Source organism: Bacteroides sp. AM41-16, assembly GCF_003603495.1.
Taxonomy (GTDB): Bacteria; Bacteroidota; Bacteroidia; order Bacteroidales; family Bacteroidaceae; genus Bacteroides; species Bacteroides uniformis.
On sequence record NZ_QTNE01000001.1, the window covers coordinates 477619 to 490395 of the forward strand.

At 46.3% G+C, this 12777-nt stretch carries 10 protein-coding genes; 4 read left to right on the forward strand and 6 right to left on the reverse strand.

Annotated features, from left to right (window positions below):
- Window positions 1–35: 35 nt before the first annotated feature.
- From DW896_RS02290 to DW896_RS02305, 4 genes are all read right to left on the reverse strand, one after another.
- Window positions 36–1136 carry a Wzz/FepE/Etk N-terminal domain-containing protein gene (locus DW896_RS02290; protein WP_119992851.1) on the reverse strand — a complete coding sequence of 367 codons (1101 nt, stop codon included), beginning with the start codon at window positions 1134–1136 and terminating at the stop codon, window positions 36–38.
- A 37-nt stretch (window positions 1137–1173) separates the two neighbouring features.
- A complete protein-coding gene (locus tag DW896_RS02295; protein WP_119992803.1) occupies window positions 1174–3594 on the reverse strand; it encodes an SLBB domain-containing protein in 2421 nt (806 codons plus the stop codon).
- Window positions 3595–4007: 413 nt separating this feature from the next.
- Window positions 4008–4502 (reverse strand): UpxZ family transcription anti-terminator antagonist, encoded by a 495-nt coding sequence (locus tag DW896_RS02300; RefSeq protein ID WP_119992804.1) that lies wholly within the window; start codon window positions 4500–4502, stop codon window positions 4008–4010.
- Window positions 4503–4552: 50 nt separating this feature from the next.
- The gene (locus tag DW896_RS02305) at window positions 4553–5089 is read right to left on the reverse strand and encodes a UpxY family transcription antiterminator (RefSeq protein ID WP_119992806.1); all 537 of its coding nucleotides are present in this window, start codon (window positions 5087–5089) and stop codon (window positions 4553–4555) included.
- Window positions 5090–6252: 1163 nt separating this feature from the next.
- Here DW896_RS02305 and DW896_RS02315 point away from each other — a divergent pair.
- Both DW896_RS02315 and DW896_RS02320 read left to right on the forward strand, forming a co-directional pair.
- Window positions 6253–6600 (forward strand): SH3 beta-barrel fold-containing protein, encoded by a 348-nt coding sequence (locus tag DW896_RS02315; RefSeq protein ID WP_022401485.1) that lies wholly within the window; start codon window positions 6253–6255, stop codon window positions 6598–6600.
- A 40-nt stretch (window positions 6601–6640) separates the two neighbouring features.
- On the forward strand, window positions 6641–7471 hold the full coding sequence (locus DW896_RS02320; RefSeq protein ID WP_119992808.1) for a DUF4373 domain-containing protein: 831 nt from the start codon (window positions 6641–6643) through the stop codon (window positions 7469–7471).
- Between the two features lie 133 nt (window positions 7472–7604).
- On the opposite strand, the gene DW896_RS02325 is transcribed toward DW896_RS02320, so the two are convergent.
- Both DW896_RS02325 and lipB read right to left on the reverse strand, forming a co-directional pair.
- Window positions 7605–8195: an ACP phosphodiesterase gene (locus DW896_RS02325; protein ID WP_119992810.1), complete on the reverse strand. Its 591-nt coding sequence runs from the start codon at window positions 8193–8195 to the stop codon at window positions 7605–7607.
- On the reverse strand, window positions 8192–8863 hold the full coding sequence (lipB, locus tag DW896_RS02330; RefSeq protein WP_227204327.1) for a lipoyl(octanoyl) transferase LipB: 672 nt from the start codon (window positions 8861–8863) through the stop codon (window positions 8192–8194). The genes DW896_RS02325 and lipB overlap by 4 nt, the downstream gene beginning before the upstream one ends.
- 137 nt (window positions 8864–9000) lie before the next feature.
- Between lipB and DW896_RS02335 the strand changes: the two genes are divergently transcribed.
- Together DW896_RS02335 and DW896_RS02340 are read left to right on the forward strand one after the other, a co-directional pair.
- Complete coding sequence (locus DW896_RS02335; protein WP_119992813.1) at window positions 9001–11847, forward strand: TonB-dependent receptor; 2847 nt, start codon at window positions 9001–9003, stop codon at window positions 11845–11847.
- Between the two features lie 92 nt (window positions 11848–11939).
- Window positions 11940–12773: a helix-turn-helix domain-containing protein gene (locus DW896_RS02340; protein ID WP_005836344.1), complete on the forward strand. Its 834-nt coding sequence runs from the start codon at window positions 11940–11942 to the stop codon at window positions 12771–12773.
- The last annotated feature ends 4 nt before the right edge of the window (window positions 12774–12777 follow it).

The following is a 12777-nucleotide window of genomic DNA, read 5'->3' on the forward strand; positions in this document are numbered from 1 at the left end:
CCGATTATCCTTCAATGCAGATGACATATTTACACTCAAAACAAATCCTTACTTTTTAAAGCTATTATTATATCCCTCCCTAAAAATATCCAACTCATACATCCCATCATTGTCACAAACAAAGCACTTATTAATATTAATATTTTACTAGGCCGAGAGGGAGCAATAGGTATTGTCGCCGGCTCGAGCACCGTATAAATAGGAGTAATTTCCTGTACCTTCGCCTCAGCCACTTGCAACTGCTGTGCAACACTTGTATATACTTGATAGGCAAGATTCATTTCATTCTCCAATCGTACTTGTTCAGCACGGTAACTCTGAAGAATAATATTTTTGTTAGTATCAGAGAACTTTGCATAATTCTCCTGTGCCGTCTCATATTCTTTCTTTTTACGTTCAAAAAGTTTCTTTTGGAACTCAAAATCCTGACGAGCTTTATTTGTACGGTAATCCGTAACATAGCTCTGCAAACGATACATTACACTATCTGTCAAACAGGCAGCAATACGAGCATCCTGCATCGTAACAGACAAAGTGGCAAGCCCCGTCTTCTTGTCAACAGAAACACTGATACTATTACTCAAAAGTTTTGCAATGGATGATTCTTTTACTGTCAAGTGAAAAGGGTCAAGCTTTGTAATTCTATCCTCATCCTTTTCATCCTTAAACAAAGAAGCCACCCATCCAAGAGCCTTGAAAGGAGCAGAAATTATCACACTCCACCAAGGAGAACGTTGATACTTGTCCAAATAACAATAAAGTGTAGTATCTATTATCCCCTCCAGGTCTTTCACTGGAATATTGAAAAGACCAGTAATAAAGGGAGTCGAACTCACAATATCGGGATACAAATCAGGATAGATAGCATCAGCACCAGAAGAAGTATTTATATTAAATCCTGCCATGGCAGCAAGAGAAGACAATCCTCCCCCACTTTTTCCATCCGACAACTCCGGAGCAATCGTAGCTGTAGCTGTATATTCTTTCGGAATACTGAAAGCAATCACCAGTCCCACAATCACTGCATAGCTGCAACACTTCAATATCCACCTGCGCTCTGCCCAGACCTTCAAGGCAAGCTCAAGCAAATCAATCTCCTCTTCCTGTGGATGTTTATTCTGCTGTCCGTCATTCATATCAGCATTCTTTCTTTTTATATCTTCCACTTGTTTCTTATTTAAAAGTATTAGCCAAAGTAGCCACCATCGCCGCAATCGTCGCAGTCATGGAGCTTATACCCATAATCTCGGAAAGTTGGAGACGCTTCCTCTCAGACTTCGTGGGAACCACAATCTCACAACCCGGCTGGATTAAATCACTGTCACTCTTCTTAGCACGGGCTACCGTACCGTTCAGATAAATAATGTATGCCTTCTTCTTTTTCGCATTCTCGCCATAGCCACCTGCCATATTGATATAATGTTTCAGTTTGGCACCTTTCTCCCAAGTTACTGTATTAGGATACATCACAGAACCGCTAATCTTCACCGTATTGACGTATTCAGGAATATAAACGATATCTCCCTCACGCAGGATAATGTCATAATCACTACCCGGATGTGACAGAGCCTTTTTCATGTCAACGCCTACCGTGTAAGTGTCGGAGATAGCAAGCTTGTTCACTGCAATGCTATCGGAACCTTCACCGCTCTGTGCCATGCGAAGCACATCCGTCTCACGCCGACGTTCCTCATCATTACGCTTGCGAATCAAACGTCCCCCCTTTATATATGCCGCCGGAGTAATTCCGCCTGCACGACCTATCACATCACTCAGACGTTCATTCTTCTTCAACAACGAATAGCTGCCGCTGAAAAGCACCTCACCCGCAAGCGTCACCATGCGCTGAACTTGGTAGGCAGGACTGCGACGAACCTGGACTACATCGAAAGGTTGCAGGCAGAAACTACCGGCACCCGTCAGAAGACCGTCCTTGATGTCAAAGGTGAATGTCTCCGCAAGCTTGCTGCTATAGGCAGTACTCTTGGGATCCTTGATGCGGCGCGTCACGCTCACACAGGTAGTGGCGGCAGCCTCGGTAAGACCTCCCGCCTGGACAATCATATCCTCTATCGTTAAGTTGTCGGAGTACAGGAAAGTACCGGGATTGAGCACCTCACCATAAATGGAGACCGTCTCGCTCTCCTTCAGGTCATGGATACCGGGAACATACAGATGGTCGTTCTTCTGAAGGGGTATATCAGAAACCGTACCGTTCATAATACCCTCCAGATCAACGGCAACCATTTCGTGCGTAAGATCTTCACGCTCACGGTCCAGAAGGACACGGGCAAGGAAAGCATCTCCCCGGAGTCCCTCAGCCTTCTTTATCAGCTGCTTCACCGTGTTCACCTCACCGTCCAACTGATAAAGCCCCGGACGATAGACGGCACCACTGACCTCAACCTTGTTCTCAAAACGGTCGAGTACGGCGTCAACCGTCATTAAGTCACCGTCGTCTAAACGGAATACGGAATAGTCCATCTCATCCACATTATATACTTGATGTTCACGTCCGCTTTTACGGATGATGCGTACAGCCTTCTTATAGGCATCTCCCATAAAGCCACCCGCATACTTCAGTAAGGAAGCAACCGTCTCGGCAGGCTTCATTTCATAATACATGGGACGTTTCACCTTGCCTACTATCTCGACCAACGACTGGTAGGGACTCACGATAATCACATCGCCCTCCTGCAGACGGACATCGTCATTCATCTTGCCCTGCATGATGAACTCATAGACGTCCAAATGCTCTATCGTCTCTCCGTTACGAACCAGACGGATGTCACGCAAGCTACCGATATTATTCACACCACCGGCACGGTACAAGGCATGGAAAACCGTGGAAAAGGCCGAAAGTGTATAAGTACCCGGCACCGTGACCTCACCCATGATATGGATCTGAATGGTACGTATATCGCCTAAAGTCAGACGGATCTGTGAATTGGGATCCCCCCCTCCGATACCGGAATAGATCTTGGACAGTTCCCGTTGCAGATAAGCGTTGGCTTCTTTAACAGTCATGCCGTTCAGATAAACGGGACCGAGGTCTTTCACCTGGATACTTCCCTCGGGACTAATGGTCTGGCGGATGGTATTCTCGGAAGCTCCCCAGATATCTATGATCACCTCGTCACCGGGCCCCAGCCGATAATTTGCCGGAGTAGCCAGATTCACACTAGGTTCAAAGGAGAGATTACGGTTCTGGAACAGATTATGACCGAAAATCTGTATGCCGGCAGCCTCAGGGGCGGACTGGCTTTCAAGTCTCTCATTAACAACCGCTTTCTGATCATCCAGTTCGGCAGCCTCGTAGGATTCTCCCACAGCAATCGAACGCTTGCGCATCTGTGAGGAAGCTTCGGAACCCGGGACAGCAACACCCGAGTTCTCATATTTATCCTTGATGCGGAGCACCTGTTCGCGGGTCACCCCACGGCGCAACAGTTCGGCAGTCATCTGCTTCTGAGATTTTCCGGCTGCCTGTGCTTGTTTCACATATTCAACCACTTGCTCGTCGGACATGCGCTGGGCATAGGCAGAACCGAAGAAAATGAAAAGACATAAAATCAGAAATAAGATTCGACGCATAGTTTAATGTTTGTTAGATTCTTATATGTCACACACTGAAAAAATCAAACTAATCCGGGAAGGTGGAACCAAAGGTGATTTATATTTATTACTTCGCGTAGTAATGAAAGAGTTAGTACCACGCTTCCCGGATATTCAATAGATATTGGGCATCTACTAAAGGGGGTATAACCCACTTTGAATTATATTTTTAATCAAATAATAAGTTATTTTACTATATTCATTGGCAGAAATGCCATATAATCCGTTTCTCTGGAGACTATTTTTCGTAATACAATGTGTGGAATCCTTTTCACTCATTACATGAATATATCACTTGTATGTTTAGTTCTATATGCCTTTAACTTTTCCCGTGTCTCCTGCATTCTCCACTCCATTTCTTTTTTTGCCTTTCGAGAAAACTTTCACCTGTTTTAGTCCTCAAGATATTCCCACGGATAGGGATTGTCAACTACATTCCGGAATTCCTCGACAGCTTCCTGCTGTTCGGCAGTGAGCGATGCGGAGTCCCAGGAAGAAATAATCTTTCGGGCTTCGTCGGCTAGGGGCTCATCGAACACTTCTCCATAACAGGCAGTAAGCAGACGGAGTTTCAACAGCGAGGCGGGAAGGGTATCAAGGAGATTCCAACAACGATTTAATATCTCCTGGAGGTGATCCTGCTTCTCGCCATGGTCAATGAACGATGCGTTATACCCCATCAAGAGAGCAAGACAGACGTTTGCTTGTTCTTCCGTAGTAGTACCTCGAACACTGGAACCATACAAAGCCGCAGTCAAGCGGTAAACCTCACCGTTGCGGCGGGAAAGGTCATCACTATAGATAGGACTACCGTCCATACCTAAATACATCAGTTCGTGCGCAGCACGCTGGAGATTAATTGCTTCTTCGAAAAGGGAGGAGGACATTTTTTGAATTATGAATTGTGAACTATGAGTTGTAAATTATGAATTATAATTCAGCCGATCACTTCTATAAGATCCGGATGGATAGTGGCCATGGCAAGAGCAATGACACCTTGTATCTCTATAACCACACGGCGGTCACGTGCCCCCTTTACTTTCAGAAAAATACCCTCCTGACCTGCAAAGTCACCACCCGTAATACGGACTCTAGTTCCCTTCGACAGATTCAACTCTTCGGGCTGGAAATAAAGCAAATGGTCGTTATAGGTTCCGGCAACGGCGATGAAGCGCTGCATCTCATGGTCGGGAATAATTATCTTCTGACCACTGCGGGTATCGGTTATATATTGCAAATAAGTAATTTGAGACTTAACACGCTGTACGTCGGAAGGACGTGCATGGACAAAAACCAGATTACGGATGACGGGAACCAAAGTACGGACTTTCTTACCCTTACGGATACTTACCTTATATTGCATGGGGACAAAACATCCGAGGCTCTCCTTCTCGAGAAGATGCACTGCATCAAGCTCTCTGCGGTATGTGGCACGCATGGCATGCCAGACTTCAACCTCGTTATCCGTTTCCATTTTCGTTGTTTTGTTCACAAAAGAGTGTTCCTCTGGGGCTTTGAACCCTTGGTATATAACTGGTATTCAATCATTTGCGAGCACCTTATGTAAAATACAGCAAGCATTGTGCCCTTCTTGCCAACAGTTTTTTTGCAGTTCGTCATTACCTTCTGGTAAGAGACTATAAACGAACGGATTACAAACAAAAAGCGTTTTTTAAACGTTCGTTTAATGGACGTCAAATTTCAGGAAATGAAATAGGGAATGAGTTAATAAAAGGGAATGGAAATTTTAAATATTAAATAAGATACTTAACATACTGAATTACTGTAAATTAAACTGATACACGATGGGTTTTCCAAAATATTTTTATTAAACATTTTGAGGATATAAAAAACAGTCTTATCTTTGCGTCCATTAAACGAACGTTTAAAAAACACTTCCAAGTCAAAGTCATTTCCATTTATATATCAACGCATTAACCCATCATAAAGATAAAACCCAGCTTTTTATCTCCATCCTTACTCCACAAAAACAAAAAACTTGATATACCTTTGCATTTATTTTACAAACTACAGTAATTTTAATTATTAACCCAAAAACATTAGAAAATGAAGGCAAAAAAGACACTCCAAAGTAAGGAAAAAAAACAAAAAGAGACACCCTTAAAACGGATGTAAAGCACGGCATATCAGCTCCGAAAGCAGGAGTAGGACGTCCCTCAAGCGGGGAGGTTATAGGAATACTGCCACAATATAGGAAAGAAGTCATTAAAGACATCATCCTATGGAAAAAATCAAGATACTTTATAGAAGAAAAGCCGACAAGCAACAAGGCATTGGCACAATGGGCATACTCACATTTCGACTTCAGAACGCCAGACTATAAAAGACTGTCAGAAAACACTATAATACAAGAGTTCGGTGAAGTGTGGCGGGAAATGAAGGTAGCAGGAGAGATATAGGGAATAAAACAAAAAAGGGCAGAAACCACGAAACTTATTGACAATAATTAAATATAAACAACTTAAGGAATAAACCACTTATCTTTGCCGCCACTTTGGTAAGGATGAAGCCACACCACCTACAGATGCCGCTTTCTCAATGAATGCGGCATCTTTTTTTATATACAAGCGTACCTCCTGCCAAACTAATACAATTATTAATTTTAAAGACAACAAGATGAGAAAGTCGACAAAGAACGCTTCACTTCACGAAGCACTGAGAAACCTATGGAAAATACGTATCATGCTGGAAAAGAACTACACGGAAACATGCGCCACATGGATGGCCCGACGAATAGAAAGCCTGATAGACCACATGCAATACGGACACGCACTCATAGCCTACCACAAGCAGGACGGGACATTCAGGCTGGCGAAAGCCACCTTACTGCCCTACAAGGCTGACTTCAGAAGAGATTATGACATCACAAGAGTGACAAGCACCATAGCCTTCTGGGACGTGGAACTGCAGGCATGGAAAACTTTCCAGCTGGAGAACTTCCTCGAATGGAGCCCCATATGCTAATCATTAACCATTAATCACTAATCATTAAACACTAAAAACAATGGCCATGATGTACGGGGGAATGCTATACTTCCCCCTCAAAGTAAATCTATTCGAAGAGATAGCAGTGGAACTGGTGGAAGCCAGGTTCGGACTGAAAGGCACAGCGGCGGTAATGAAACTGCTGTGCAAGATACACAAGGAAAACGGATATTACCTGAAATGGAACGCGGAGCAATGCACACTGTTCACAAACAAGGCGGGAAAGGACATCAACGAGCAGGAGATGCAGGGAATCGTGGACATCCTGGTGGAGAAAGCCTTTTTCGACCCCAAAACCTATAAGGAGCAAGGGGTACTGACCTCTACCGAGATACAGAAAATATGGCTGGAAGCCACCAAAAGAAGAAAAAGGGACCTCACCACCCTACCCTATCTGCAGGTAGAGACGGAGGAAGATAAACCGGACAAGGACAAGACTTGTACGCAAAAACGGGAAAATTGTACGCAGGATGCGGACATTTTCCCCGAAAATGCATGCAATTCCAAACAAAGCAAAGTAGAAGAAAGCAAAGCAAAAGAAAGTAAAGCACTTCCCCCTCTTACTCCCCCGGGGGAAAGCGGAGGAGCGCAGGGGAATCCTGATCTGGACATTCCCGGATATGCCTACAACAGGAATACGCACAACCTGGAATGCCTCATGCTGAATCTGGAAAAGCTCTACATCACCGACCGGGAGGAAATCAGGAAGATTCTGAAGTTATCGGACTACGGCAGGCTGGGAAACTACGTCTGGAAAATATTCAATGGGACGAACTGGAGCAAGGTGAACAGCAAGGGAGGGTACATCATCTCGGTACTGGCAAGAGAGAAGCGGAGTACGGGAAGCTGATTCCACAGGGCACAAGCTATCAATAACATGTCATGCAGGAAATCAATAACGTGTGATACAAAAAACAAATATCGTGCCGGCAGGAAATTAATTCCTTGCCGACACGATATGAATTTCTTCTTCGTCCTTAAAACTATACCTTATAATCATGCCGGTATTCAGCACAAAACCTCTGCAATTCAATAAAAAATGGCTGGAACACAGCAAACAGTTCCTCATCGTGCTCTTCAAGGTAACGAATAGCCTTGTCTACGGATATATCAATATGATGATATTCCACCATGATGTTCAAAGACTCTCTTATTCCGTTCAGAGTGGCGTATTTCCGCAAACGGTCGGTCAGGATAAAATGCCAGATGAAACGTTTGAACCGTACCGGAAGATAGCGGTAATTGATGAGGAGGGAAAGATAGAAAGTCCGGGTATACCTCCTCAAGGAAACCCCGGAGAACGACTCGAAACGGGAAGCCAGCAAATAATCGAAATAAATATCCAGCAATGCCCCCGAATACCGTCCGAATTCTGGTTGAAGCCTATGCACCACCTCGCAGACAGCCGGATGACGGTCGGTATAGTCGTCAATAGCGCGGTGAAGCTGAATACCCTTGGCTATATCCGGCGGATAATTCTTATAGGAGCTTCCCTTTACGGCATCGCCTACAAAATTGCCCAACTGTACTTTTCTGTTCGAACCGGAAAGGAATATATGTGCCAGATAGTTCATGACAAAAGATTTACCAGCTCCTTGCAAAGACGCTCCTTCACCTCCTCCATCGGCACCTCGTGTCCCAGCTCTTTCTGCAAAGAAGTGACACCCTTGTCTATGAATCCGCAGGGATTGATATAGCTGAAATAACGTAAATCGGTATTCACATTCAGTGCCAATCCATGCATGGTGACAAAATGGCTGCTGCGCACGCCGATGGCACAAATCTTACGGGCACGGGGAGTATCGCCCTCCAGCCATACGCCCGTTGCCTTCTCCAGACGTCCGGCCGCGATGCCAAACGAAGCACAAACACGGATTACCGCCTCTTCCAGCAGATGCACATATTCCTTCAACCCCAAAGAAAAGTCGTCAAGGTTCAGAATAGGATAGCAGACCAACTGTCCCGGACCATGATACGTAATGTCTCCGCCACGGTCAATATGATAGAGCGTAGCCCCTATCCTGCGCAGTTGTTCTTCTCCCAGCAGCATATTCCTTTCTTTTCCGCTACGCCCCAATGTATAGACATGGGGATGCTCGCAGAGCACAATATGATTGACATAGCACTCTCCTGTCTGCTTGGCATGTACAAGTGCGTCAAACCATTCCGTCTGCCGGCTCCATGCTCCGGCATAAGGAATCATGTTCCAATCTGATATTTCCAGTTTCATGCAAGCAAATATAGCACTTTTTTGAATTCACTCCCCGAATTTATCTTAAATATGTAGCATCTATTCATAAAAATACACCTTGATAATCTGATAATATCTCACGTACTTTGCAAACATTCTGATATAACTATTCACAAAAAGACAGACTTATGAAAAAAAGAATTCTAATAACGCTATTCGCAGCGTTACTGTTCAGCTTTTCCATATCTGCACAGATATTGAAGGGGCACGTATATGATGCAACGACCAATGAACCGCTTGCAGGGGCATCGGTCACCTACAAGCTGAAAGACACGCAAGGCGTAGTGACCGACATAAACGGTGCATACGAAGTACACCTGCCGGCGGGAGGTGTAGATTTGGTATTCAGCTACGTGGGATATGAGGATGTGCCAATGCCCATCGTCATCAGCAAAGGAGACATTATGCAGAAAGACGTGTACATGAAGGAAAGCACCAACCTGCTGGAAGATGTCGTGGTCTCGGCCGGACGGTTTGAACAGAAGCTGAGCGATGTGACGGTCTCCATGGATTTGATAAAGGCCAGTGACATTGCCCGCCAGGCTCCCACAGACATCACCTCGACACTGCAGACCATTCCGGGGGTGGATATCATCGACAAGCAACCCAGCATTCGAGGCGGTGGCGGCTGGACTTACAGCGTAGGTGCCCGCAGCCTGGTACTGGTAGACGGGATGAGCGTGCTCAGCCCCCAAAACGGAGTCATCAACTGGAACAGCGTACCTCTGGAAAATGTGCAGCAGGTAGAGGTCATCAAAGGAGCCTCCAGCGTGCTCTATGGTTCGTCGGTCCTGAACGGCATCATCAACATACGCACCGCACGGCCGGGACTGACCCCTCAGACCCGTTTCAGTGCCTATGTAGGAATCTATGACGACCCCGACAACAGCGATTACCAATGGAGTGACAAATCTTTCTGGAAAGAGGACAAATATCCGGTAAAGCCCTTGTTGCGCAACAGCCTTTTCAGCGGTGTACGCAATCCGCTCTACGAAGGTTTCGACCTCACCCACTCCCGCCGCATCGGTAACTTTGACGTCAGCGGCGGACTGAATCTCTTTACCGACGAGGGCTACCGCCAACAAGGTTACAACAAACGTTTCCACATCAACGGAAACCTCACCTACTATCAGCCGGATATGGGTATGAAACTGATGAACTACGGTTTCAACGTGGATTTCCTTTCCAACAAGTACGGGGATTTCTTCATCTGGCGCTCGCCCGGCGAGGCCTACCGCCCCTCTCCCTTTACTAATATGGGACGTGAGTCCAACAACTTCCGCATTGACCCTTTCTTCAACTTCACCAATCCTGAAAGAGGTACTTCACACAAAGTAAAGGGCCGTTTCTACTACAGTGCGGACAATGTGGTACGCCCTACACAATCCGCCTCCATTACGGATATTCTGGGCAACATGGGCACCGACGCACAAGTCATCCAGAACATTGCCAATGGAGACTACACAGCCCTCCAGCCACTGATGACCGGAGTTATCAAATGGCTGGGAAGCGACAAGCTGAGTGATTTGATGGACGGTGTCTTCGGCTCTCTGGACAACATATTCCCCAATGCCACCACTGCCGACTATTGCGACCTCATCTCTTGGGTAATGAGCAACGGCCTGCCGTCTGACATGGGAGGACTGCTTGAAGGGAAACTACCCAGCGACCTGGTTCCCTGGCTATCCGGTGTACTCAATCCGAAGCGCAATCAATCACCAACACGGACGGACAAGAATTACGACTATTATCTGGACTATCAGTTCAACAAGAAATGGGACGGCGGCGCACAAATCACCACGGGTCTGACTTACGAACATATCCGCACCTTCTCCGGCGAAACGGAAGAAGTACATCAAAGTGACAATGTTGCCGCCTATATGCAATACGACCAGCGCTTCTGGGACCGCCTCAGCGTATCGGCCGGTGTACGTGCCGAATACTACCGGATAGACAAGCACTACCGGGAAGCCGACACAAAGGTTTTCGGGAGCAAGATTCCTTTCCGCCCCGTGTTCCGTGCCGGGCTGAACTACCAGCTAGCCGATTACAGCTTCCTGCGTGCCAGCTTCGGCCAGGGTTACCGTAATCCCTCCATCACCGAGAAATACCTTCGCAAAGACATCGGAGGTGTAGGTGTATATCCCAACTACAACGTACAGCCGGAAAAAGGATTCAATGCCGAGCTGGGATTCAAGCAAGGGTACAAGGCAGGCAATTTACAAGGATTTGCAGATGTCGCCGCTTTCTATACCCAATACAAGGATATGGTGGAATTCCAGTTCGGCCTATTCAACAATGCGGACCTGAGCATGATAAACAGCGTTACAGACGCCATACAAATGCTGAAGAACGGCAAGGGTTTCGGCATCGGGGCACAGTTCCACAACGTGTCCAAAGCACAGATTTATGGAATGGAAATCAGCACCAACGGCATGTACACCTTCAACAAAAACGCCAAGCTGCTCTATAACCTGGGATATGTATATACCGAACCGAGGGATGCCGACTACAAGAAACGCAATGCCCTGGAGAACACCTATACCGACCCGCTTCAGATGAAGGAGAAAAGCAATGACGGCAAGTACTTGAAATATCGTCCGAAACACAGTTTCAAGGCCACGCTGGACTTTCAGTGGAAACGCATCAACATAGGTGCCAACGTAAACTGGAAAAGCAAGATACTTGCCGTGGACTATATTATGCTGGACGAACGCAGCAAAAGTGAACCTGACCTGCTGGACTACGTGCGCGGCATCCTCTTCGGCTCGTCCAACGGGGAAACCCTGGCATCCTATTGGAAAAAGCATAATACGGACTATGCCACAGTGGACATGCGCTTCGGGGTGAAAGCCACCAAGGAAGTAGCTTTCCAGTTCATGATAAACAACCTGCTGAACAAGGAGTACAGCTATCGTCCCATGGCAGTGGGCGCGCCACGTACTTTCGTCGTAAAGATGGACGTTACATTTTAAAAAAAGAACATTTCATTTTAAAAACAGAATGTCTTCCGTTACTTTTTCCCGGAAAAGAATTACCTTTGTGCGAACTCTAAACGACAAAGCGTATGGAATTTCCTCAAGTCGACCTGCCAGTAGACATGATTGCATGGACTGAAGTAACGGAAGACATTCTAAACATATACAAACAGTCGTGCCGCCTGAAAGCATGCATCTTTGCACTATGCATAGAAGGTTCCATCACGGTATCCATCAACTTGATGGATACGGAAATCAAGCAAGGGGATTTTATCACCCTGCTTCCCGGAACCATCATACAGTTTTACGAACAAAAGGAAAAAGTGTGCCTGGGATTCGTGGGGTTTTCTTCCCATTGCCTCAATGGAGTCAACCTCATCCAGTCTACATTGAGCTCCTTCTCCAACATACTGGAGTATCCGGTACTGGCTGTCAACCCTACCGTCGCCTCCTATTTCAAGGACTATTTTGCCTTATGGGCACGCATCACGACCGGTCCCTATCCTCCCGATACAAAAATGGCTCAAAGCACATTGAACTTGCTCCTCAGCGGCATAGACAGAATGTATTGCCACCGTCCGCAGATGCAAAAAGGGAACAAGAGCCGGAAAGAGGAAATATGCCGCGAACTGGTGCAGCTCGTCATCGAAAACTATACCCGCGAACGCCGCGCGCAATTCTATGCCGACAAACTGGGCATCTCCCTGCAACACCTCAGCACCACCGTGAGGCAGGTGACCGGCAGAAATGTATTGGACATCATCGCCCACGTCGTCATCGTAGACGTGAAAGCCAAGCTGAAATCAACCAACATGACCATTCAGGAGATTGCCTATTCCCTGAACTTCCCCAGTGCTTCCTTCTTTGGAAAATACTTCAAGAGGCACATGGGCATGAGTCCGCTGGAGTATAGGAACAGCTGAGAAT

Coding starts and splice junctions, on each gene's coding strand:
- DW896_RS02320 (WP_119992808.1), top strand. CDS start 6,641: ATGGCCATGATGTACGGGGGAATGCTATACTTCCCCCTCAAAGTAAAT.
- DW896_RS02295 (WP_119992803.1), bottom strand. CDS start 3,594: ATGCGTCGAATCTTATTTCTGATTTTATGTCTTTTCATTTTCTTCGGT.
- DW896_RS02340 (WP_005836344.1), top strand. CDS start 11,940: ATGGAATTTCCTCAAGTCGACCTGCCAGTAGACATGATTGCATGGACT.
- DW896_RS02305 (WP_119992806.1), bottom strand. CDS start 5,089: ATGGAAACGGATAACGAGGTTGAAGTCTGGCATGCCATGCGTGCCACA.
- DW896_RS02325 (WP_119992810.1), bottom strand. CDS start 8,195: ATGAACTATCTGGCACATATATTCCTTTCCGGTTCGAACAGAAAAGTA.
- DW896_RS02300 (WP_119992804.1), bottom strand. CDS start 4,502: ATGTCCTCCTCCCTTTTCGAAGAAGCAATTAATCTCCAGCGTGCTGCG.
- DW896_RS02290 (WP_119992851.1), bottom strand. CDS start 1,136: ATGAATGACGGACAGCAGAATAAACATCCACAGGAAGAGGAGATTGAT.
- DW896_RS02315 (WP_022401485.1), top strand. CDS start 6,253: ATGAGAAAGTCGACAAAGAACGCTTCACTTCACGAAGCACTGAGAAAC.
- DW896_RS02335 (WP_119992813.1), top strand. CDS start 9,001: ATGAAAAAAAGAATTCTAATAACGCTATTCGCAGCGTTACTGTTCAGC.